This window comes from Paraburkholderia sp. BL23I1N1 (assembly GCF_003610295.1).
Lineage (GTDB): Bacteria > Pseudomonadota > Gammaproteobacteria > Burkholderiales > Burkholderiaceae > Paraburkholderia.
Window position 1 is genome coordinate 1,324,199 of the sequence record NZ_RAPV01000002.1, and the last position, 22,227, is coordinate 1,346,425.

The window sequence follows — 22,227 nt, forward strand, 5'->3', positions numbered from 1 at the left end:
GTTGCAGCGAGGCGCTCCGTTCTCCTTCTGTGCGCAACCCGTGTCGTTGCAGCTCGCGCGTACCGCCGTTACGACGCCGGCGGATTGCGCCGGCGCAGCTTGTTCCACATAAAATGCGCGCCTCGGCGCAGGTCGCCGTTCGCGAGCCGACCGACCAGTGTCGCCATCATGCCCCAGGCCAGCGCGAACGGACGCGGCCACCGGATGATCGGCGCGACCCAGAAGCGAAACAGCAACCGCTTGCCGAAGCGTGCCGAGAAGCGCCGGTACGTCTCGCGCAGGTCGCCCTGCCGTGCGAGCCGTTGCCGAACCAGATTAAACGGGTGATATGACTTGAGCATCCGCGTTTCGAACTGCTCAATCGCATGCGCGCTGAGGCCCGCGGCACGGTAGGAATCCAGGATGCGTCCAAGCCGTTCGACGAACACCTCGGAAAAATCGTAGCCGCCCGAGTTGGCGCGCTTGCACGCGAGAATATAGCGCTTCAGGTACGCGTTCCGGCCGACCTGCAGCGCCGCGTTGACGACCAGGTGCACCTGTACCAGATTGCTGCCGCAGAACTGGCGCGCGTCGATATCCTGCTGGACACGCCGATTGATCACGCACGACGAGATGAACGTGATGTACGGCCCGATAGCGGCGAGGAAATCGCCGACCTGATCGTACTGTTCGACGCGGGCGTCGCCGCCCGGATGCTCCGCGATAGGGTCCACTTCATAGCCGAACGGACGCAGGCAGACCACGCCGTACTCCGCCTTCTGCAAATGATCGATCAGATACAACAGCGTGCCGGCGACGTAAATGTCGTCGTCGCCCATGATCTGCACGTAGTGGCCGCGCGCTTCGTTGAAGCACTGTGCGATGTTCGCGTCGGAACCGATATCAATCTTGTTTCGGATATAGCGGATCGACAGGCCTTGCGCGATTGCGTTCTCGACGACGTCGGGCGTCGCGTCGGTCGAATGATTGTCGGATACGATCACTTCGAGCACGCCGCGTTCGAGCGAACGCGACTCTTCGACGAGACTCCGCAAATTCAGCTCGAGATAATTCGCCCGCGTGAAAGTCGGAATGGCGATGGTCAGCAGAGGTGAAGCTTCAACGGTCACGAATCATGTCTCCAGGTCCGGTTGCACCGGTACCAAATGAAGAAGGCAGTGGGTAAGTTCAGGAATAGATTGACCGCTGCGAGGACGGTCACGAGTCCCGCCGACGAATAATGCGCCGCCGCCCACACGATGAGCGGTAGTGTGAAGAGGGTGGTAGTCGCGAGTGTGGACATGAACGGCTCGCGGCGGAAGCTGCGCAGATGCGCGGCGAGTCCACCGATCAACTGGTTGCTGAACACGAACACGAGCAGGCCGGCTAGTTGCCAGAACGGCAGCACTCGGTGCGCGTATTTCGCGTCAACGAACAGCAGGTCCATCGCGAGCACGCCGAACGCCATCACGACGAAAATAGCCGAAGACGTTGTGAAGTCGCGCTTGAACATGCGATCAAGAGTAGGCCAGTCGCGCATCGCGGCGGCCCGCGCCATCAACGGCACGCGGCGCGTGATCCACGATTGCGCGACGAGTCCGAGCGTGTTGACGATCGCGAACGACAGGCCAAGCTGACCGGCGATCACCGCGCCTTGCGTATGGAACAGGATCGGAATGTTGATCTGCGTGAGCAGATAGCCGCACAGCAGGCCAATGCCGAGCCGCCATTGCAGCGGCCAGACCTCATGCCGCCAGTCGAAACCGTGTCCCGCGCTGTTTGATGCGATCTGCAGCAGTCCGCGCCGGTAGCGGACCAGCCACACCAGCGGGATCAGCAGCGTCGCCGCAGGTACCATCACCGTCGCCCACAGGCCCGCGCCGCCGGCCAGTGTCGCCCAGCACGCAATCGATCCGCAGACCGCGAGCGACAGCCGCAACGCGTACACGCGGCTAATCTGCCCAGCGCCTTCGAGAATCGATAGAAACGGTGTGATGAGCAGACCGGCTGCGGTCAGTCCGCACAGCACGAGCCACGGTGCGACCCAGTGAATGGTCGTCGAATATTTGGAGCCGAAGAACAGTATGCCGCCAGGCACGATCATGACTGCAAAGACCAGTGCGGTCAGCGCGTACCAGCGCAATGCGCTTTGTACGAGCGCGTGGAAGTAGGGCGTGCCGTCGCCTTCGACACTGCCGTCGGGCTTCCAATGCAGTCCGGTGAACGCGTGCGCCGATACCTGCACGAGTACCATCGACAGGCCGAGGTCAAACAGCGTATAGAGCGCGGCGACGCTGATGAAACTGTAGTACCAGCCCTGCGTTTCTGGCGACAGGAAATGCACCGCGAGGATCGTGGTCAGCAAGCCGGCACCGGCTTGCCAGAGCCGCAGCGACAGGACGAGGGCAAGATCGCGCGAAATGGACGGCAGGCGCAGTGACACGCTGCTCACCGGCGCCGCGCTCGCTGTTCGACGTCGGTCGTGAAGCACATATCGGTCTTTCGCCTAGAAGATCTTCGAAGCGAGCTCATAATCGCTGGGCCGGCCGACATCGAGCCAATGTTCGAAGATCGGGAAGCACGAAACCGGGAGCGACGACTTGATCAGGTTGTGAGCGACATCCGTCATGTTGTAGTGGCCCGACGCCGGAAGCGTGTCGAACACGCGCTTCGACAGGAAGTAGATGCCACTATTTACGAGGAAGCTAAAGCTAGGCTTTTCTTCGATATGCGTAACAAGCGAATCGGTTGCGCTGATTACGCCGAACGGAACCTGGAAGCTGTACTGCGTTGCAGCAATGGTCATGGCCGAATTGCTGCGCAGGTGAAATGCAAGGAACATTCCGATGTCAAGATTTGTCAGAATGTCGCCGTTGAAAACGAGCGTGTTCTCGTCGTGAAACGGCACGAGCGAGAGCGCGCCCCCCGTGCCGAGCGGAGTCGTCTCGTGCACGTACTGAATCTCAACGCCGAATTTTTCACCATTGCCAAAGTGTTCGGTAATTTTTTCAGGCAAATAGTGCGTCGAGATGAAAATTCGGCTTGCACCGTGGCTGATGAGTTTTTCGATGCTGATCTCGAGCATCGGTCGGCCATTCACGCGCAGCATAGGTTTCGGCATGTCCTCGGTCAGCGGACGCAGACGCGTGCCGAAGCCGCCTGCCATCACGACCGCCGTAAAACTGCGGTCGATGTAATTCGGCGCATGATTAACCGCATGGTGATCGATGATCGATACCGGCATGCCTTTTGCGTCGACCAGCACCAGTTGACGTAGCGAGTACTTATGAAATAGCGATTCGCGTTCTTCGGCGTTGGCCGTCACTTTCGCCGTAATGGGAGCAGGGCGCGCGCTGCGTGCTTTGATCTTTTGAATCTCGAGAGTCAGGTCGTCAAGCTTGTGACCTTCGAGAAAGGCGCGGCGGACATCGCCATCAGTGATGATGTTGACGAATTGGCCCTTCTCATCGTAGAGCAACGCGCACGCAACCGGGCCGCTCTCCTGGATGCACGCGATAACGTCTGATATCTTCGAATCAAGCGTTACTTTCAAATGAGCGAGTTCGTCGAGAGCCGTCATATTAGTACACAGCAAAGATAAGCAAATTGAACTTTGAAACACATGGCTTGAGCAGCAAATTGCAGACCAGTCATCGGCGGTAGGGGGGCTTACAGGAGGCAGTCAGGCGCAGGTGGCCGCTACGAAGCGTGGAGTAACGCATCGCGACAATATAACCGACGCACGCGCTGTTATGACCTCCTTCGCAAACCACTAATTCCTCCATGATATCACGTACGTTTGGCGCCGCTAGGCGCTCAAGCCCTGAAAATTGGCGGCAGATCATGGAAAGGTTTGAGCAACGCGGCCTTGTGATCCCATGTCATTAGCGTTTGAACGATCCGTTCGGTCGTTGCCGCCTGTTCGTAAGGGTTGGCGGCCGCCGCTGCCCGAGCACGAAATTCCGGTGTGAGCGCTTCTGAGATTGCTGCCTTAATCGCCTCCGTTTCGGCAGCGCACGTGAGTACGCTTTCGCTGCGTATTCTGCCCTGCTGACGACTGCCGATATCGATTGTAGGGATACCGAAGCTCGGCACCTCGATGATCCCGCTTGACGAATTGCCAACTACTGCGTCGGCCGCTCGTGCTGCGGATAGATACAGCGTCGCGCCGAGCGACATCGAAAAGCGAAAACGTCCAGCGTGCTTCTGCGAATGTTCGGCCAGCAGTCGGTTGAGTCCCGCGCCCCCCGGATCCGCGTTTGCACCGGTGAACACGATTAGGCGATCGGGAAAAGCCTCCAGCGCTTCAAGCAGCGCCTTCAACTGAATTTCAGGCGCCTGCCGATCAAGTGTCGCCGGATGAAATGTCACCAGGAAGTAAGGCTGGCCTGCGGCGATGTCCAGCCGGCGTTCGACTTCGGTGTGATCCAGCAGCGGCAACGTGCGGATGTTTTCTACACCGAGTGCGCCGACGTTGTGAACTCGAGCAGGTTCTTCGCCGAGTTGGATGACGCGTTGCCGATAAGCTTCCGTGCTAGTGAAATGCAGGTGGCTCATCTTGGTGATCGCGTGCCGGAATGCATCATCCATCGCGCCGAGCGTCAATTCGCCACCGTGGATATGCACGATCGGAATCTTGCAAACTGTAGCTGCCACGGCCACTGCGATGGCCTCAAAGCGGTCGCCCCAGTATCACGAGCATGTCGGGAGCCAAGCGCTTCAGCGCCTCGCCGTAACGCATCACGCCGAGGCCAATCGATGTGCAGATGCTCTCGTCGGTGCCGCTGTCGAGCAGCACTTCAACGCGCTCGTCGATTGGCAGTCCGTCGGCGGCTATTTCCCGCCACGTCGCTCCGGACGATTCCGCGAGGTGCGTTCCGGTCACGAATGTGTTCAGTACCGCACCCGGCGTCGACGCTACCGCTTTCATCAGCGGTCTGAGCAGGCCATATTCAGCGCGCGTGCCTGTAAAAAAGCAGATCGTTCTGCTCATACTTCCTCCAATTTCAGGTCGGCTGTGATTACCAGAAGCGTGCGTTGGATGTCCATACGCCGTATCCACCATGCACCGGATCGAACAGGGCCGGGTGACTCTGCTTCGCATACGCTTGATCCCGTGCGTTCGAATAGACCAGCTTGTAATCTACGCCATCTGAAATGTACAGATAGTTCGGCTCATTGACGGGGTGCGGCTGCATTGTCGCTAGGCGAGGCATGTAGGCGGGAAACAACCCCGGAATGTCCCCGGTGATGACAGTCGGCGTCACCTGCCCAGTCGCCGAAATTTCCTGGGCGGGCAATTGGCCTGGTTCGACCTGCACCTTTGTCGGGAACACGCCGTGCTCCAACCGGTAAGCTGCCAAGGCTTTCGCCATCTGATACATTTCATCGACACGCGGATCCGTTTCGACGAACTCCCGGGCAAGATCGACGTAGAAGTAATTGTGCAAACTTGCCTGCCAATTCTCGCCTTGCAGGTACGACCACACCACGGAGAGCGTGCGCTTGGTGTTCAGTGCCAGCACGCCGTCCCGGATCGTGACGATTACATGTGGTTTCCTGAAGTCATAGTCGCCGATATTGAAGCGTTGCCGTACATAGGTATTTGTCAGAAGAGGAACGTTCGGGGGCAGGCTGAAATACTCGCTCACCGATATCCCGAAGCGGCTACGTTCACCGAACACGGCGATCAGGTTGCCGGTGTATTCGTAGTTCAGCACAGTGCGATCGCGATACCGGCTGTCCGTCGACATGTCGTTGAACACGAAAGTGCGCGCGTCGCGGACCTCATTGCGGTGCATCGCAAGATAGTACATTCCTGCGCTTTGTCTGATCCAGTCGTGCCAAAGCCCAACGCCGCTCACGAAACCTGCGCAGATCGACGCGCCGAGGATATAACCCAGTACGAGGTCCCTTCCGTAAGATCGCAGGATCGGCACATACGCAAAGCCGCGATCGAGCACGTTCAGAAGTGCAAGCAGGATGAGGTCGAGACCTGCCACCGCCGGCATGATGTTGCGTGCGTCGTAGAAGCTCATCAGGTCTGGTGTCTTGGCGACGATGATGTACGGATAGACGGCTGCGGCGAAGATGAGCAGACCAAGAACAAGCTGAATGATCGCGACGCGCATCGATGTCCGTGTCGCGCCTCGCGGCAGCAAACGCAACAGCAGAAAGCAGATTACTGCTGCGATGACGAGCGCCACAGGTGCCACGGTACGCGCTGCCGTCGCGAAGAAGTCGCGCAGCACAGGCCGGATGAGCGTGAACGAGTCTGTGATCGCCGAGAAGATGAACCGGTGATCGACGTCGTTGTAGGTCCCGTATAGCGGCGAAGGGATCGTCGTGAACTTCTTGACCGCGAGGAATATCAACGGAAGCGCGAGAAACGAAATATGCCTCAACGCGAACGCCTTCAGCGGCGGGATCGACTTGGCGATGATCGCGCCCACCTCGGGACGCAGACCGGCAAGCTTCCATGTCGGCCTCGTGTACACCGTAACGTTCTGGCTCAATTCATCAAGCGCGAGCAACGCTATCAGCAGAGCGTAGAGAACGAGCAGCGAGTTCAGGTAAAACGAGAAGAAGAGGAACAACAGACTTGCCAGGCGCAGCTTAAACGATCGCGGACCGGCAATCAGCAACGCGCAGCCAATCCAGAACGCCGCGATATAAACGTTGTACATCGCGACGCTGGTCAGGAAGCGCACGGGTACTACGTGTGTCGCGCAGTAGATCAGGAACAACTGCACGGCTTCGCGTGACGAAATGTAGTCTCGCCGCCGCAAGACGAATGCAATTGCGGCCCCGGTGATAACCCACGAGATCAGCGCGACCGCACGCAACGTCAATGAAGGCGCAGCGAGATGATTGATCGCGTTCGTTAGATAGCCAGCCCACCAGACGCCGAGTTCTCTGCCAATCCGGATGCTGTTCGTTGAATCCTGGAAGAGCCAGACCCAGTCGTCCCAAAAATAGCCGGGATTGCAAGCGATGAGCGCAGTTCCCCCGAAAATCGCCAGCAAGAAAATGGGTAAGTGTCTCGCCCAGAGATTTAACTTCTTCATCCAACAGTTTTCCGTCTAGTTATTGGAGTGTGCTTTGGTTCAATGATGGGCGTCCTGTCACCAGGCGCACCAACCACCGTCTACGATAATATTTTGCCCGGTCACGTACGCCGAAAGGTCGCTGGCGAGGAACAGCGCTGCGCCCTTGAAGTCCTCTTCAATCGCCATCCGGCCAAGTGGCGTGCGCTCGACGTAGCGTTTCGTGAATTCTTCCGGCTGGTTGCGCCAGACGCCGCCGGGGCTGATTGTGTTGACGCGCACGTGCGGTGCAAGTGTGGTCGACAGCCAGTTGGTGAGCTGGATCAGCGCACCCTTGCTCGCACCATAGGCTGCGGGATTGCCCATCGACGTACCGTCGTAGAGTCTCCAATCCGGACCGACGATACCGTAGAGGGACGCGATATTGATAACCGATCCTTTGCCGGAGCGCTTGAGGTGCGGCAATGCGGCTTGGACCAGTTCAAACACGGATGTCACATTGACTTCGAACGCCGCGCGCCAAGCCGGCGTTTTCTGCTGTTCGAACGGCACCGCCCAACCTTCCAGTTGAGACGTGCCGACGAAGGCGGCGCAGTTCACTAGCACGTCGAACCCGCCGCACAATTGCGCGACCTGGTCGGGCAGCGCGCGCACAGCGGTTTCGTCGGCGAGTTCGAGTTGGAACGTTTCGACGCGCGCCGATGTTCGTGAGCGGATCGCTTGCGCAGCTTCTTCGAGTTGCGGTCCCTGACGGTCGACCAGTACGACAGTGGCGTGCGCTTCCGCTAGCGCTTCGGCCATCGCAGCACCTAGATGCCCGGCGCCGCCGGTGATGACCGCGGTCTTGCCGGCGAGCGACATGAGTTCTTCGATTCGACGCATGATGGATGGGTAAAAAGTAGGTTTAGAGTTGAATCCACGTGCTGCCGGTAGCGGCCTTTTCGGCCGCGCCGATGAAGCGGACCACGTCGACGCCTTCGTCGAGCGTGCACAGCGTGGACGTATCGTCGCGAACGAAAGCTTCGAGTTGGGCGATGTACGTGACATCCCGCTCGGCTTCGACACGCGTGAGCTCGCCGTTGACCGTCAGCGATCCGTTCACCAGATCGAGGATCGCCGTCAGGTCAGGGCCATTCAGGTTGATCGAGCGCTGCGGCATCCGGTCGAGGTAGTTGATTCCAATCGACACCGCGGGGCAGCACTGGTTGACCGACAACGTCGAAAACACGTCATCACTCCGGATATCGAGGTCGCTGAAATGGCCACCGAGCGCGGCAACACGGCGAGCGGGCCCGCATAGCCACAGAGCGAGATCGATCTCGTGCGAGAGATCGCGCAACACGCCGCCGCCCAATTCGACACTCGCCGAATACGATTGCCGGTAGTCGGTGCCCGGGCGCCATTGCGACAGATGCTGGCCGGCCCGAAAGGACGCCGAGTAGAGCGCCGGTACGTGTTCGAGACGCGCGCGCAGCGCCTGGATGAGTGGATGAAACCGCAAGTTATAGGCGACATACGCTCGCATATTGCCCAGCTCTGGCGTTTCTTCCGGAAAGCTGTAGACGGGTTTTTCGATCAGCACTCCACCATCGAAACCGGTGCGTGCCAGTTCGCTAATGGTGTCCGCATGCCGCGCCGTAGGATTCGCGACGACGACGCGGTCCGGTGCGAAAGTTAAGATCGCGTCAGCCACGTTTTCGAAGCGTGGGAATGGGCAATCCGCGTTGGCAGACACGCAGGCGACTTGCATGCCGAGCGACGCCGCGATCCGGCTATGGCGCGCGCCGATCGAACCATATCCGACTATGAGAATACGCATAGACTTCCTTGCAAACCTGTTGTTGCGCGGCATGTCAAGCACGCTTGCCGCTTCGATTACACACCTGGACGTCGCGAAAGCAGATGCCTTAGATCAGATCGTCCTGCGCATAGTCGCGCGTGGCCGGTTTGCCGACTACCTCATCCCATCGTGCTGGCGATAGGCCACTGCCAGGGCGCCGCACTGCGAGATTCTCAGTCGAAAGAGTCTCGCCTCGCGAAATCGGACGCGCTGCGACGATACTTTTGCGCGCGATCAGCCGGTTAGGAATTTCCGATGCGGTGGGCTGTTTTCGTCCATTGCCTAGTGCAAGGCTCACGCGCCGGATCGATGTGACCATGGCTGTCAGTTCGGCCGGTTCGAGGCTCGCTTTGTGGTCTGGGCCTGTCATCGTGCGATCGAGCGTGAAATGCTTTTCAATCACTTGGGCGCCGAGCGCAGTGGCCGCAATCGGAATGTCTATGCCTTGGGTGTGATCGGAGTAACCGATCGTGGCACCCGGAAAAGCAGCGCGCATCGTGTTCATCGCGAGCAGGTTGACCTCCTCCACAGGGGCCGGATATTCGGTCGTGCAGTGCAGCAGCGTGATCTTTTCGATCGGCGTGCCGACGCCGTGCAACGCCATGACAGCATCTTCGATTTCGCCGAGCGTCGCCATGCCAGACGAGAGGATGACTGGCCGGCCGATCTTTCCGATTTCACGCAGGAATGGCACGTTGGTCAGATCGCCCGAAGACACCTTGAATGTGCTCATGCCGAGGTCGGCAAGCATGCGCGCCGCTTCGACGTCGAACGGCGTCGACATAAATTCGATGTTTTTCTTCGTGCAGTATTTCGCCAGTTCGGCGAAAGCTTCCTGAGGCAACTCGAGGCGCTTCAGCATCTCGAATTGCGACTCGGCGTTGCCTGTGGTGGCTTTCTGATATTCAGCCTTCGGCGCGGCGCGCGTGACGAGCGACTCGGCGCGAAATGTCTGGAACTTTACGTAATCGGCGCCTGCCGCCGCCGCTGCGTCGATCAACTGATAGGCCAGATCGAGCGAGCCGTTGTGGTTGACGCCGGCTTCAGCTATCACCGTGCAATGCTTGTTCATCGAGATTTGTCTCCGAAGTAGAAGGTGCCGTCCATCACCGGCTTGCGTACGCGGGAACCCATCGCGATCAGGCAGTTCGCGCCGATTGTGATGCCCTCGCGACAGATCGTTCCGCTGCCGATCAGCGTGCCATCGCGCACCACGACCTGGCCGTTCAGCACTGCGGCGGTTGCAACGTGGCAGTGATCGCCGACGACGGCGTCATGTTCGATAAGCGCACGTGTGTTGATGATTGTATTAACGCCGACGCTCGCGTCGGGGCCGACCTGCGCGTAATGCATGACGATCGAACCAGCGCCGAGGCGTGCACTGCGAGCTACCCGTGCGAGCGGCGAGACGATTGACGGCAGCGCGAAACCGGCTTCGCTGAGCCGCGTGAAGATTCGCTGCCGGATCGACGGCGACTTGATCTGACCGACGGTCACAAGCGCGTTTGGGCAAAGCCGCAACAAATCTGCGAGATTGTCGTCGTACCCGACGACTGGGTAGCCGAGCACGTCGCGAGCTGTGCTGCCGGGCGCCTCGACGATGCCCGCGATTCGCCAGTTGCCTTCTGCTTCAATCACGTCGATGACGGCCTTGCAGTGGCCGCCGCCGCCGAATAGCAGGATGCCCATGCTCAGGCCGGTTGGCGCAGCACGCCGCTTGGGATGTTGATCAGGCGGCCGGCAATATCCTGTGTGACCGTCAGCGCGTCGCGCGGCGCCGACGAGAACATCGGCAGCGTATGGAGCGGTTCCCAGATGGGCCGTGTCATCACGCCAGCTTCGTTGGTGATTTCAAGGCACTCGTCGCGCTGTGCGCGATCGTTCAGCAGGATCGCGCACAGCCAGTAGTTTGACGACGTGCCAGGACGTTCGGTCACGAACGGAATGCCGACCTTCGCGAACGCTTCGCTGTAACGTTGAGCGAGATCGCGCTTGAATGCGACGAACGCTTCGAGCTGTTCGAGCTGTGCGCAGCCGAGCGCAGCGTTCAGGTTGGGCAGGCGGAAATTGAATCCGATTGCATCGTGCTCGAAACGCCAGCGATGTGGGACCTTGGCTGTGGTCGTCAGATGCTTCGCTCGTTTCGCCAGTTCCGGGTCATTAGTCATGATCGCGCCACCTCCGCCGGTGGTGACGATCTTGTTGCCGTTGAAGCTGAGCGTGCCGAGCAGGCCATACGTGCCGCAATGCCGTGATCCGATCCGGCTGCCCAACGCTTCCGCTGCGTCTTCGATGACAGGAATGCGCCACGCGGTGCATACCTCGACGATCTGTTCGATGCGGGCAGGCAGGCCGAACGAGTGCATCGGTACGCAGGCAGCGACTCGGCGACCGGTGGCGCGATGGATGCAGCCTGCATCTGTCAGCTCGCACGCGTCGTGGAGGAACGCTTCGAGCGCGGTAGGCGAGAGGCCGTACGAGTCCGCGTCCACATCGACGAAGGCGGGCATCGCGCCGGCGTGTGCGATCGAATTCGCGGTCGCAACAAAGCTGAGCGACTGCGTAATCACCAGATCGTCCCGGTTGACGCCGGCGAGCAGCAACGACATATGCAGTGCGGTGGTACCGTTGGTCGTCGCAATGACATGCGATGCGCCGGTGATGTCCCGCAGCATTGATTCGAACTGGTCGACATAGGCGCCGACGGACGATACGAACGTCGATTCGATCGTCGCCTGCACATAGGCGCTTTCGTTGCCGTTGAAGATGGGGGCATGCAGTGGCAGAAACCCGTCGGGGCTGTACACGTCCCGAACGGTCTGCACGATGGAGGAGGCTCGGCTCATGGTTCGATAGAGTTGATCAGACGTTGTAACGATCGGCCTTGTAGCTAGCCAGGTTGGCCGGGTCCGTGAACCACTCGACCGTTTTGGCAAGGCCCTTGCGGAAGCCGTCCACGCCGCCGAATTCCGGCGCCCAGCCGGTCAGCTCGCGCAGGCGGCTGTTGTCCGCAAGCAGTCGTTCGACTTCGCTCTTTTCCGGACGCAGACGCTGCTCGTCGGTTTCGATCGTCACTTCGGCACCCATCGTCTCAGCGATCATCCGGACAGTATCGCCGATGCTAACTTCGAAGCCGCTTCCGGCGTTGAGCACCTGGCCGAGCGCCTGATCGCTATTCATCACGGCTTCGAACGCACGGACCGTGTCGGTCACGAAGTTGAAGTCGCGCGTCGGATGCAGCGAACCCAGTTTCAGATTGCGTTGCCCGTTCGCGATCTGCGTGATGATGCTCGGAATCACTGCGCGCGCCGACTGGCGCGGTCCGTACGTGTTGAATGGGCGGAGTACGGCGACCGGTGTTTCGAACGACATGTAGAACGACAGCGCGATCTGATCGGCACCGATTTTCGAGGCCGAATACGGCGATTGACCTTGCAGCGGATGGGTTTCGGCGATCGGAACAGTGCGCGCCGTGCCGTAGACTTCGCTCGTGGACGTATGGACCACGCGCGCTCCGAGGTCGCGCGCCGCCTGAACGATGTTCAGCGTGCCTTTGACGTTCGTGTCGACGTAGGTGTCAGGCGAATGGTACGAGTACGGAATCGCGATCAGCGCGGCGAGATGCAGCACGGTATCGCAGCCTTCTACGGCTTTGCGCACGCCGTGCGGGTCGCGGATATCGCCGGCAAATACGTCGAGCGACGACTTGATGTCCGCCGGGGCGCGGTCGAGCCAGCCCCACGAATTGAATGAGTTATACAGAACGAAGGCGCGGACGTCGTATCCGGCCCTCACCAGGTATTCCGTCAGGTGCGAACCAATAAAGCCATCGGCACCGGTGACGAGGATTCGTTTCTTGGCAGACATCGTGTTCCTTTTCTAATGTGTTGCGGCGAGTGTTACTTTACATTGCCGATCGAGGCGGGCGAAGCGGGGACAGACGCTCGTTTCAACGTTCCGGCGTTTTTGAAGCTGAAGCTAACGCGGGCTGCATCATGCCGTTTCTATAAAAGTTCATGACCCAGCGGCGTGCGGGCATTTCCAGGAATCGGTAGGCGAGCCACGAGACCGCGAGCAGGATCGCAAGGAATGCTGCTGATTTCCAGATCATCTCGGGTACTTGCGCACTGAGATCGCCTCTGGATTTGACCATGAAAAATGGGAACAGATTCCCATGCAGCAAGTACAGCGAGTAGCTGATCTCACCGATGAACATTAATGGTGCGGTGCATGCAAGTTTGCCCAACCATTTCCTGCTTCGGCATATGGCATAGATTGCGGCAGGAACGGCAATCGCGTACCCGCTGTAAAGGCGATATCCGCCAAAAAGACGTGGTGCGTCGTAGAGGCTGCCGTCGAGCAGTGACGCTCCGATGTACAGGATGCCAATCACACCCGCTAGCCGCGCCACTAGACGTGCCGGTCCCGATTCGGCGTGGCCACCCCGCGAGAGCCAGATTTCCGCAATTCCGACGCCGGCGAGGAACTCGAAAACACGGCCGTACGGCGAGTAGTAGACGAGCCAATGAGTCGGATCGACACCTTGCGCTGTACCCCAGATCCGCGAAATACCGTTCACCACTTCGTCGGTGGATGCCATCCGGATAAAAACGGTCCGGCAAGCCATCGCTGCCAGTGCCAGCAAAATTCCGCGCCACAACGAATGACGCTTGAAGCCGCCGTAAAGCGCGAGCGGAATGAACAGCAGGTAGAGGAAAAATTCGACGCTGATTGACCAGGAATTATTGGCGAATTCTTGTGAAATCGACAAATTGAATCCGTTGAACGTCGAATAGAACCATGACTGCATCCCCGCCAGATAGACAGGAAACGACGCGGAGTAGACGTTGGCTGCCAGTTGTCTGCCTTGGTATGCCGCATACGTCAGATTGGCCAGGTAGTTGAGCAGAATCACCGGCAAATACAGCGGATAGAGACGCGCGAAGCGAGCGAACAGAAACGCGATGACGCCGCGCTCGCGCTCGCCGGCAAGCCGATCAGAGTAGTTGTAATGTATGACGAACCCGCTCAGCACGAAAAAGGTCGTCATGCCGAGCACGCCAAATTTTGCGAGGGCGGGCTCGACGCTCGTTGCTCTGAGCGGCAGCATCAGGAGACCCATATGATGCACAACGACCAGTAACGCTGCGACACCGCGCAAACTGGTCAGAGCATCGATTGAAGGGCGGTTGCGTACATTGGACATCAATCAGACTAGGCCGGTGATATGGGAAGTGAGGAACAACTTGACATGCGTGGCGCGGCGGATTTGCTGAGCAGCAAGGGCCGGCGAAGTACAACTCCTGTTCAGCAGCGTTCAATGGTGATGCACCGTGCAAGGTGAACCACTGTTATCCCCGCGATCGGCGACGCTCGGGCGCCATGCCCGAGCGTCGATCCGAACAACATGTCGAGCGACATTGGAACACCGTGCGTCCGAATAAGACGGACGCCGGCATCGTACGGTTAATCGTCGTTGTCGAACATCGTCATGTTGCGTTCCAACTCTTCACGCGGCAGCAGCGGGTCCATATCTTCCATCGGACGCGATGCGATCGTGCCGTCCGGCTTGCGGTACGAATTGGCGCGGAAGCGTTGCTGTTCCTGCGAGACCAGCATTTCCACGATCCACGGGTCCTTGTCGGCGAACACGGTCTTGATCGCGTCCGGCAACTGGTCGTTGGTTTCGATCAGCATGTACTTCAGGCCGAAGGCTTCCGCCAGCTTCCTGAAGTCGGGGTTGCCCACGCCGGACAGCTTGTCGGTACCGATTTCGCGGCCGTCGAAGAAGCGACGTTGCGTGTTGCGCATACTCTGATAGCCGTCGTTGTTGCTGATGAACAGCTTCGCGTTCAGGCGGTTCTGCGCGAGGAACATCAGTTCCTGGATGTTGAACAGCACGCTGCCGTCGCCCGTCACCAGCACGCCGCGGCGCTTCTGGTCGTCTGCGATGCACGCGCCGACGAGCGCGGGAAGATCCCAACCCATCGCGCCCATGCACGCGCTCGTGAACGCGACCTGGCCGTCCTTCACGCGATGGTTCTGATACGCGATGATGCAGCCGTCGAGCGAATTGCCGCTGACGACCACGTCCGTATTGTCGAGTTGACGCGACAGTTCGTCATACGCCGCGTAGATGTCGACGTGAGACTTTTGCAGATGCTCCGGCGCCGGCATCGGCGGGTATTCGCGCTTCCACATTGCGCAGGCGTCGAGCCAGCGCTGCGTCGGCTGGTAGGTGTGCGCTTCGACGCGTTTCAGCAGACCTTCGATGAATTCCTTCACGTCCGCGAGGACCGGGTATTCGATCGTGATGTTCTTCTTTTTCAGGTCGCCGGCGTCGATGTTGACGAGCACCTTCTTGGCCTTCGGCGCGAACTTGTCGCTGAAGCCGATGGCCGAGATCGACAGGCTCGTGCCGAGCGCGAGCACTAGGTCGGAGTTCTGCAGCGCGAAGTTCGCGCGGCGCTGTCCGCCCGGGCCGATGCGGCCCTGGAACAACGGGTTATCTTCCGCGAGGATGTCCATGCCGCTGATCGTCGATAGTGCCGGGATCTGCAGCTTCGCGACGAGTTCGCGGAATGCCTTGCGCGCGTGACCGAGCACGATGCCGTTGCCACCGATGATGACCGGGCGCTTCGAGGCCAGCAGCAACTCGGCGATCTGGCCGAGAGCGGCCGGGTCGAGTTCCGGCGTGGCTTTTCCTTCCGGAACGAACGAGCGCTGCTGATCCGGTTCGATCATCGCCGACTGGATGTCGAGCGGCAGATTCAGCCAGACCGGGCCCGGGCGTCCGGCACGCGTCAGGTACAGGCACTTTTCCAGTTCGTAGCGTAGGTCTTCGGGCTTGGTCACCGTCACGCAGTGCTTCGTAACCGGCTCGGCCATCGGCGTGATGTTGATTTCCTGCGGACCGACCTGACGCTGGTAGCTGTAGTCGGCCATGATGCCGGTGCGCACCTGGCCGGAAATCACCAGCACCGGGATCGAATCGACGAACGCGCCCGCGACGCCGCTCAGCGCGTTGGTGCTGCCCGGACCGGTGGTGACGAGGCAAACGCCGAGGTTTTCCGTGGTGCGTGCATAGCCTTCCGCGGCGATCGCGCATGCCTGTTCGTGATAGTTGCACCAGTAGCGCAGATCTTTCGACCGGTTCAACGCATCCGTCAGGTACATGATGCCGCCGCCCGACACCATGAACACGTCCTTGACTCCAGCCTCTGCGACTCGCTGGAACACATAATCCGAGACACTGATTGCCATTCTTTTTTGCCTAAAAATGTAATTACAAAGCTTCGAGGTTGACGAAGCCTTCTCTACGATCTATTGACGGACGGCGTCTGGACGCCGTCGTTTCACCGCTCATCACACTACCTTGCTGCCTCGCGCGCGATGCCAGTCCATCGTGCGCCGGATCGCTTCTTCAAGCGGAATCGAGACCTGCAAATCCAGTTCGGCCGCGGCGCGCTGCAGCGACGGCACATACGCCGACGGCTTCGCGCCCGGCACCGGCGTGCCTTTGATCACCACCGTGTCCGGCCGGCCGGCGACCTTCGCGACCGTGCGCGCCAGCTCGCCGATCGATACGATCTCATTGCCGCCGACGTTGTACGGCACGCCCGAGCGGCCGCGCGTCAGCACACGAATCAACCACACGACCAGGTCCGCCGCGTACAGGTACGAGCGCTGCGGCGTGCCGTCGCCGCCGACCACGATTTCGCGGCCCGCAAGCGCGTCGCGAATGAAGTTGCCGATCGCGTAGTTGCTGTCGAGCGCGAGGTACGGGCCGACGAACGCGAAGCAGCGGGCGATCAGCGCGCGGTAGCCGTGCTGCTGCGCGGCTACCGACGTTATTATTTCCATCATGCGCTTCGACTGACCGTAGACGATCCGCTCGGACGCATAGTCGGCGACGCCGGCCGGCCCTTCGACACAGAGGTTGTCGACGACCGAATCCATCGGCGAATAGACCGCGCCAGAGGTCGTGATCAGCACAGCCTCCGTACGATGCGCAACGGCCATGTCGAGCAGGCGGCGCGTGCCGTCGATCGCCGCATTCAGGTGGCGCTGCGCCCAGTCGCCGGACTGTTCGAGGTTCGTCTCCGACGCCGCATGCAGAATGTGGCTGCACGCGTCAGTGGGCGCTTCGAAATCGGTCAGGCTGCCGGCGATGAAGTTCAGTCCCGCGCGACCGCGCAGATGCGGTGCGCGTTGTTCGAGGAATTTCTCCGGTGATCGGCTCAGCACCGTGACGCGCAGGTTCAGCGCGTGCTTCTCATTTGCCCACAGCAGGCTCTCGAGCAGCCAGATGCCGAAGAAGCCAGTGCCGCCCGTGATGAACAGATGGGCATCGCGCAACTGCGCCAGATCGTCTTCCAGTTGGGCGGCGACATGTTCCAGATCGCGTTGGAACAGTGTGTGGCCGCTCGGAATCGTGTGCTCCATAAAACTCTCAGTCAAAGTTGATGCGTTCGCGCTCGACCACCATCGGCCGCTTCACTGTGTGGGTGACCAGCAGGCCAACGTATTCGCCGAGCAGCCCCATCAGCAGGAACAACATGCCCATGAAGAAGAACAAGCCGATCGCGAGCGGCGCGATACCCATCTGGAATTCGCTCCACGCCAGCAGCTTGCGCACGAAGTAGTAGATGCCGGTCAGGAAGCTGAGGCCGCTCATCGCAATGCCGATCATCGTCGCAAGACGCAGCGGCGCTTTCGAGTGGTTGACAATGCCGAGCAGCGCACTGTCGAGATAGACGAGGAACGTCCCCTTCGAAATGCCGCGCTTGCGCACCGGCTTGTCGAACGGCACTTCGGCGCGTGCGTAGCCGATTTCGCAGATCAGGCCGCGGAAATACGGATACGGGTCTTCGATCTTGCGCAGAATGTCCATTACTGCCTTGTCGTACAGACCGAAGCCGGTGAAGTTCTGCACCTGTTCGACTTCCGAAATGCGCGTGATCAGCGCGTAGTAGGCCTTGCGCATCAGCGGCATCAGGCCGCGCTCTTCGTGCTTACGGCGCACGCCGATCGCCACCTTGAAACCTTCTTCCCACTTGCGGATGAAATCGAGGATCAGTTCAGGCGGATCTTCGAGGTCCGACGCCATGCCGATCACGGCGTCGCCTTGCGCGAGCAGCAGCGCGTGATACGGCGAGCGGATGTGGCCAAAGTTGCGGACGTTGACGATCGCCTTCAGACGCTTGTCTTGTGCGGCGATTTCCCGGATGACTTCAACGGTGCCGTCGGTCGACGCATTGTCGATCAGCAGGATTTCGTAGTCGAGATGTGGCACCTGCGCCATCACAGCAGTAATGCGCTGATGGAGTTCGGCGATGTTGTCGCGCTCGTTGAAGCAGCCGGCAACGATACTAATTAGTTTCTTGTCGCTCATCCGCGCTGTACTTTCTTGAAAGTGAACCGGTCGTGACCCGCGTAGGAAATGGCCACGCTGACGCCCATGAGCATGCCCTGAGCAAGCCAGAACGGAATGCCGAGGACGTTCACGAGCAACCATAATCCGGCGATGCCAATGAGTGCGCTGCTGCCGTACACGACATAGCAGCGCAGATATTCGCGCAGCCACGGGGCGCGCGAGTTGAACACGAAGAGCTTGTACGTAATGAACGACTCGGTGATGCAGATCACGTTGGCGATCACACCAATCACAACGATGTGCAGATGCGGCCGCAACGCATAGTACAAACCGACGGTCGCGAAGTAGCCGAAGGCGGTGTTGAGGCCGCCCACGAGCAGGTAGCGCAACATCTTCTTGCGCGATTCCCGGTCGCCGGTGAATACCGCTTTCAGCTTGTTCAGCATGTTAGCTTGCTGCCTTTCACAGAGTCGTTCCGTTCATTTTGCCCGGCCGCTTAGAAATTCACGCCGAGGAAGGTTTCGATCTTCTCGGCGATGTAGTCGAGCTGCGGCTGCTTCAGACCGGGGAATGTGCCGACCCAGAACGTGTCGTTCATGATCACGTCGGTATTGGTCAGTTCGCCGCTCACGCGGTAATTGCGGCCGATCATGTACGGCTGGCGCGTCAGATTGCCCGCGAACAGAAGGCGTGTACCGATCTTGTTCTGGTCGAGATAGGTCAGCAGATCGACGCGGCGCAGGCCTGCTTCCGGCTTCAGCGTGATGGGAAAACCGAACCACGACGGGTCCGAATTCGGTGTCGCTTCCGGCAGGATCAGGAATTCGGCGCAACTGCTCAGACGGTCTTTCAGGTACGCGAAGTTACGGCGGCGCGCTTCGACGAACTCGGCCGCGCGGTCGAGCTGCGCGAGGCCACAGGCGGCCTGCATGTCGGTGATCTTCAGGTTGTAACCGAGGTGCGAGTACGTGTACTTGTGGTCGTAGCCTTCCGGCAGGTTGCCGAGCTTCCAGCAGAAGCGCTTGCCGCAGGTGTTGTCCTTACCAGGCGGGCAATAGCAGTCGCGGCCCCAGTCGCGGAACGATTCGGCGATCAGACGCAGGTCCGGATCGTTCGTGAACACCGCGCCGCCTTCGCCCATCGTGATGTGGTGGGCCGGGTAGAAGCTTAGCGTGCCGATATCGCCGAACGTGCCGACCATCTTGCCGTTGTAAGTCGAACCGAGCGCGTCGCAGCAGTCTTCGATCAGCCACAGGTTGTGCTTTTTGCACAGCGCGACGATCACGTCGAGGTTGTAAGGATTGCCCAGTGTATGGGCCAGCATGATCGCCTTGGTCTTCGGGCTGATCGCAGCTTCGATCTTCGACGCGTCGATATTGTACGTGCCCAGTTCGACGTCGACGAACACCGGCACCGCGCCGAATTGCAGGATCGGGTTCACGGTCGTCGGGAAGCCAGCGGCGACGCCGATGACTTCGTCACCCGGCTTGATCGCGCGGTCGCCGAGCTTCGGCGAAGTCAGCGTCGAGAACGCAACTAGATTCGCCGACGAACCCGAGTTGACCGTGATCAGGTGCTGCACACCGATGAACTTCGCGAGACGTTGCTCGAACTGTTCGTTAAAGCGTCCCGTGGTGAGCCAGCCGTCTAGCGATGCGTCGACCATCAGCTCCAGTTCGCGCGCGCCGATGACCTTGCCTGACGGCGGAATCACCGTGACGCCGGCTTCGAAGTCGGGTGCGCGCGTGGCGAGTTCGCCGAACTGGCCGACCAACTGAATAATTTGCTCTCTGAGCTGCTCTTTACTGGGATTCATTTGACTTGGTAGGCATTGATTTGTGAAAGGGACAGCGCGCGCATATCGGCATTTCGCAGGAAAGCCTGATGCCACTCGACGATGTGGTCGATCGCTTCGGAAAGCGTCCAGCGCGGCGACCAGCCGAGCAGGTTCTTTGCCTTCGAGCAATCGAGTTTCAGATAGGTCGCCTCGTGAGGCTGCGGTGCGGCATCGCGCTGCCAGGCGGCACCGTCGCCCCAGCGGGACACCAGATGTTCGACGATCCATTGCACGGGTTGCGTGTCAGAATCGTTCGGGCCGAAATTCCAGCCGCCGGTGAACTTTGTGCCCTCCGTATGGAGTTTTTCGGCCAATAGCAGATAACCACTTAACGGTTCGAGGACGTGCTGCCATGGCCGGATCGCATGAGGATTGCGGATCTGCACGGGCACACAGGCGCTGACTGCACGCATCATGTCGGGAATCAGGCGGTCGCCCGCCCAGTCGCCGCCACCGATCACATTGCCGGCGCGACCGCTGGCGAGAGCGACACGGTGTTCAGCGAACGCATGCGGATTGAAATACGAATTCCGGTACGCGTCGGTGACCAGTTCAGCGCAGCCCTTGCTGTTGCTGTACGGATCGAAGCCGCCCATCGGCTCGGTTTCCCGATAGCCCCACACCCACTCGCGATTTTCATAACACTTGTCACTCGTGACGTTCACGACTGCACGTACCGATGACGTGCGACGCACCGCCTCGAGCAGAAGTACCGTGCCCATCACGTTGGTGGAGTAGGTTTCAACTGGTTCTTTGTATGACAGACGCACAAGCGGCTGGGCCGCCATGTGAATCACGATCTCTGGCTGGTTTTCATCGAAGACGCGCACCAGATGATCGAGATCGCGGATGTCGCCGATAATCGACCTCATGCCTTCGCCGACGCGCGCGGTGTCAAACAGGCTCGGCTTGGTCGGCGCAGCAAGTGCATAACCGGTCACCTCGGCTCCGAGTTGTTGCAGCCACAAGCAAAGCCAGCCACCCTTGAAGCCCGTGTGGCCGGTTACGAGAACGCGTTTGCCTCGCCAGAATTGCTCGTTCATGCCCACACTTTCCACGGTGCCTGGTTCGAGTTCCAAAGATCTTCAAGGTGATTCTTGTCGCGCAAGGTATCCATGGGTTGCCAGAAACCGCTATGGAACCATGCCTGCATCTGTCCTTCGCGCGCAAGCCGCTCCATGGGGCCGCGTTCCCAGATCGTGTCGTCGCCGTCGATGTATTCGATCACCTTGGGTGACAGCACGAAGAAACCACCGTTGATCCACGCGCCGTCGCCGTGCGGCTTTTCCTGAAAGCTGCGAATGAGGTTTTCCTGCACATCTAGCGCGCCGAAACGGCCGGGAGGCTGTGTTGCGGTCAGCGTGGCGAGCTTGCCGCCTGCACGGTGGAATTCAATCAACTTTGTGATGTCGACGTTGCCGACACCATCGCCATAGGTAAAGCAGAAATCTTCGCCGCCGAGGTACTGCGCGACGCGCTTCAGGCGGCCACCGGTCTGGGTTTGCTCGCCGGTATCGATTAGCGTGACGCGCCACGACTCCGCGTTGTTCTGGTGAACTTCCATTGTGTTGTCGGACATGTTGAACGTGACGTCGGACATGTGCAGGAAGTAGTTCGCGAAGTATTCCTTGATAACGTAACCCTTATACCCGCAGCACACGATGAAGTCGTTGACGCCATGGGCGGAATACGTCTTCATGATGTGCCAGAGGATGGGGCGGCCGCCGATTTCGATCATCGGCTTTGGCTTCAGATAGGTTTCCTCGGAAATTCGGGTGCCCAAGCCACCAGCGAGCAACACTGCTTTCATTTAAATTGCGTCCTCTTTACCGGATCGGGGGTCGGTGTTGTGCCAGATCTGTGAAATTTGATAGTCTGGCGCCGCTGCGAGGTCCGAACGCAAGACCAGATGAAGCTTCGCCGGGGCATTCAGCGAACCCGCAGGATCGACAGATTGGCCGTCTGTCGTTTATTAAGCGCCCGCCTAGCAGCCATCAGTACGACAGGCAGGCCGGAATGACCGACGCTGACACGTGTCTCACAAGGGCTCGGGCAGCGGGTCCATGCTGTGATTGATATTCAGCCAATGCAAGAGTGGCTCTTTTAAAAAACGTCAATTTGCTCGATCCGTACATAGAATGATTGTCCG

20 protein-coding genes are annotated in these 22,227 nt (G+C 59.6%); all 20 read right to left on the reverse strand.

Annotation, left to right across the window (positions count from 1 at the left end; genetic code table 11):
* Window positions 1–68 precede the first annotated feature (68 nt).
* The 20 genes from B0G76_RS38610 to rfbF all read right to left on the reverse strand — a co-directional run bounded on the left by B0G76_RS38610 (window position 69) and on the right by rfbF (window position 21,888).
* Entirely contained in the window at window positions 69–1,109 is a 1,041-nt protein-coding gene (locus tag B0G76_RS38610) for a glycosyltransferase family 2 protein (RefSeq protein WP_120297902.1), read from the reverse strand.
* The gene (locus tag B0G76_RS38615; RefSeq protein ID WP_147394147.1) at window positions 1,106–2,431 is read right to left on the reverse strand and encodes a hypothetical protein; all 1,326 of its coding nucleotides are present in this window, start codon (window positions 2,429–2,431) and stop codon (window positions 1,106–1,108) included. The genes B0G76_RS38610 and B0G76_RS38615 overlap by 4 nt, the downstream gene beginning before the upstream one ends.
* Window positions 2,432–2,485: 54 nt before the next feature.
* Complete coding sequence (locus B0G76_RS38620; protein ID WP_120297904.1) at window positions 2,486–3,559, reverse strand: nucleotidyltransferase family protein; 1,074 nt, start codon at window positions 3,557–3,559, stop codon at window positions 2,486–2,488.
* A gap of 236 nt (window positions 3,560–3,795) precedes the next feature.
* A complete protein-coding gene (gene neuC / locus B0G76_RS38625; protein WP_310793973.1) occupies window positions 3,796–4,641 on the reverse strand; it encodes a UDP-N-acetylglucosamine 2-epimerase in 846 nt (281 codons plus the stop codon).
* Between the two features lie 10 nt (window positions 4,642–4,651).
* Window positions 4,652–4,972 carry a UDP-N-acetylglucosamine 2-epimerase gene (locus B0G76_RS43395; protein ID WP_220700816.1) on the reverse strand — a complete coding sequence of 107 codons (321 nt, stop codon included), beginning with the start codon at window positions 4,970–4,972 and terminating at the stop codon, window positions 4,652–4,654.
* Between the two features lie 28 nt (window positions 4,973–5,000).
* Window positions 5,001–7,046: a hypothetical protein gene (locus B0G76_RS38630; RefSeq protein ID WP_147394148.1), complete on the reverse strand. Its 2,046-nt coding sequence runs from the start codon at window positions 7,044–7,046 to the stop codon at window positions 5,001–5,003.
* Window positions 7,047–7,103: 57 nt separating this feature from the next.
* Window positions 7,104–7,907 carry an SDR family oxidoreductase gene (locus tag B0G76_RS38635; protein ID WP_120297906.1) on the reverse strand — a complete coding sequence of 268 codons (804 nt, stop codon included), beginning with the start codon at window positions 7,905–7,907 and terminating at the stop codon, window positions 7,104–7,106.
* Window positions 7,908–7,929: 22 nt separating this feature from the next.
* On the reverse strand, window positions 7,930–8,844 hold the full coding sequence (locus B0G76_RS38640) for a Gfo/Idh/MocA family protein (protein ID WP_120297907.1): 915 nt from the start codon (window positions 8,842–8,844) through the stop codon (window positions 7,930–7,932).
* A gap of 88 nt (window positions 8,845–8,932) precedes the next feature.
* Entirely contained in the window at window positions 8,933–9,937 is a 1,005-nt protein-coding gene (gene neuB / locus B0G76_RS38645; protein WP_120297908.1) for an N-acetylneuraminate synthase, read from the reverse strand.
* Entirely contained in the window at window positions 9,934–10,554 is a 621-nt protein-coding gene (locus B0G76_RS38650; RefSeq protein ID WP_220700817.1) for an acetyltransferase, read from the reverse strand. The genes neuB and B0G76_RS38650 overlap by 4 nt, the downstream gene beginning before the upstream one ends.
* A 2-nt stretch (window positions 10,555–10,556) precedes the next feature.
* Complete coding sequence (locus B0G76_RS38655) at window positions 10,557–11,711, reverse strand: LegC family aminotransferase (protein WP_120297910.1); 1,155 nt, start codon at window positions 11,709–11,711, stop codon at window positions 10,557–10,559.
* Between the two features lie 16 nt (window positions 11,712–11,727).
* Entirely contained in the window at window positions 11,728–12,732 is a 1,005-nt protein-coding gene (locus B0G76_RS38660) for an NAD-dependent 4,6-dehydratase LegB (RefSeq protein ID WP_120297911.1), read from the reverse strand.
* Between the two features lie 82 nt (window positions 12,733–12,814).
* Window positions 12,815–14,071, reverse strand: coding sequence for an acyltransferase (locus B0G76_RS38665; RefSeq protein WP_120297912.1), 1,257 nt, complete (start codon window positions 14,069–14,071; stop codon window positions 12,815–12,817).
* Window positions 14,072–14,331: 260 nt separating this feature from the next.
* Window positions 14,332–16,128, reverse strand: a complete 1,797-nt coding sequence (locus B0G76_RS38670; protein WP_120297913.1) for a thiamine pyrophosphate-binding protein — start codon at window positions 16,126–16,128, stop codon at window positions 14,332–14,334.
* 102 nt (window positions 16,129–16,230) lie between these two features.
* On the reverse strand, window positions 16,231–17,310 hold the full coding sequence (locus tag B0G76_RS38675) for an NAD(P)-dependent oxidoreductase (protein WP_120297914.1): 1,080 nt from the start codon (window positions 17,308–17,310) through the stop codon (window positions 16,231–16,233).
* 7 nt (window positions 17,311–17,317) lie between these two features.
* Entirely contained in the window at window positions 17,318–18,259 is a 942-nt protein-coding gene (locus B0G76_RS38680; RefSeq protein WP_120297915.1) for a glycosyltransferase family 2 protein, read from the reverse strand.
* Window positions 18,256–18,687 (reverse strand): GtrA family protein, encoded by a 432-nt coding sequence (locus tag B0G76_RS38685; RefSeq protein WP_120297916.1) that lies wholly within the window; start codon window positions 18,685–18,687, stop codon window positions 18,256–18,258. Before B0G76_RS38685 ends, B0G76_RS38680 begins: the two co-directional genes overlap by 4 nt.
* Before the next feature lie 50 nt (window positions 18,688–18,737).
* Window positions 18,738–20,057, reverse strand: a complete 1,320-nt coding sequence (gene rfbH / locus B0G76_RS38690) for a lipopolysaccharide biosynthesis protein RfbH (RefSeq protein ID WP_120297917.1) — start codon at window positions 20,055–20,057, stop codon at window positions 18,738–18,740.
* Window positions 20,054–21,121 carry a CDP-glucose 4,6-dehydratase gene (gene rfbG / locus B0G76_RS38695; protein WP_183082302.1) on the reverse strand — a complete coding sequence of 356 codons (1,068 nt, stop codon included), beginning with the start codon at window positions 21,119–21,121 and terminating at the stop codon, window positions 20,054–20,056. The genes rfbH and rfbG overlap by 4 nt, the downstream gene beginning before the upstream one ends.
* On the reverse strand, window positions 21,118–21,888 hold the full coding sequence (gene rfbF, locus B0G76_RS38700; RefSeq protein ID WP_120297919.1) for a glucose-1-phosphate cytidylyltransferase: 771 nt from the start codon (window positions 21,886–21,888) through the stop codon (window positions 21,118–21,120). The genes rfbG and rfbF overlap by 4 nt, the downstream gene beginning before the upstream one ends.
* Window positions 21,889–22,227: the final 339 nt, after the last annotated feature.

What these genes read in the sequence shown, in the direction of transcription:
- B0G76_RS38620 (WP_120297904.1), bottom strand. Translation starts at nt 3,559, where the DNA reads ATGACGGCTCTCGACGAACTCGCTCATTTGAAAGTAACGCTTGATTCG.
- B0G76_RS43395 (WP_220700816.1), bottom strand. Translation starts at nt 4,972, where the DNA reads ATGAGCAGAACGATCTGCTTTTTTACAGGCACGCGCGCTGAATATGGC.
- B0G76_RS38630 (WP_147394148.1), bottom strand. Translation starts at nt 7,046, where the DNA reads ATGAAGAAGTTAAATCTCTGGGCGAGACACTTACCCATTTTCTTGCTG.
- B0G76_RS38635 (WP_120297906.1), bottom strand. Translation starts at nt 7,907, where the DNA reads ATGCGTCGAATCGAAGAACTCATGTCGCTCGCCGGCAAGACCGCGGTC.
- B0G76_RS38640 (WP_120297907.1), bottom strand. Translation starts at nt 8,844, where the DNA reads ATGCGTATTCTCATAGTCGGATATGGTTCGATCGGCGCGCGCCATAGC.
- neuB (WP_120297908.1), bottom strand. Translation starts at nt 9,937, where the DNA reads ATGAACAAGCATTGCACGGTGATAGCTGAAGCCGGCGTCAACCACAAC.
- B0G76_RS38650 (WP_220700817.1), bottom strand. Translation starts at nt 10,554, where the DNA reads ATGGGCATCCTGCTATTCGGCGGCGGCGGCCACTGCAAGGCCGTCATC.
- B0G76_RS38655 (WP_120297910.1), bottom strand. Translation starts at nt 11,711, where the DNA reads ATGAGCCGAGCCTCCTCCATCGTGCAGACCGTTCGGGACGTGTACAGC.
- B0G76_RS38660 (WP_120297911.1), bottom strand. Translation starts at nt 12,732, where the DNA reads ATGTCTGCCAAGAAACGAATCCTCGTCACCGGTGCCGATGGCTTTATT.
- B0G76_RS38665 (WP_120297912.1), bottom strand. Translation starts at nt 14,071, where the DNA reads ATGTCCAATGTACGCAACCGCCCTTCAATCGATGCTCTGACCAGTTTG.
- B0G76_RS38670 (WP_120297913.1), bottom strand. Translation starts at nt 16,128, where the DNA reads ATGGCAATCAGTGTCTCGGATTATGTGTTCCAGCGAGTCGCAGAGGCT.
- B0G76_RS38675 (WP_120297914.1), bottom strand. Translation starts at nt 17,310, where the DNA reads ATGGAGCACACGATTCCGAGCGGCCACACACTGTTCCAACGCGATCTG.
- B0G76_RS38680 (WP_120297915.1), bottom strand. Translation starts at nt 18,259, where the DNA reads ATGAGCGACAAGAAACTAATTAGTATCGTTGCCGGCTGCTTCAACGAG.
- B0G76_RS38685 (WP_120297916.1), bottom strand. Translation starts at nt 18,687, where the DNA reads ATGCTGAACAAGCTGAAAGCGGTATTCACCGGCGACCGGGAATCGCGC.
- rfbH (WP_120297917.1), bottom strand. Translation starts at nt 20,057, where the DNA reads ATGAATCCCAGTAAAGAGCAGCTCAGAGAGCAAATTATTCAGTTGGTC.
- rfbG (WP_183082302.1), bottom strand. Translation starts at nt 21,121, where the DNA reads ATGAACGAGCAATTCTGGCGAGGCAAACGCGTTCTCGTAACCGGCCAC.
- rfbF (WP_120297919.1), bottom strand. Translation starts at nt 21,888, where the DNA reads ATGAAAGCAGTGTTGCTCGCTGGTGGCTTGGGCACCCGAATTTCCGAG.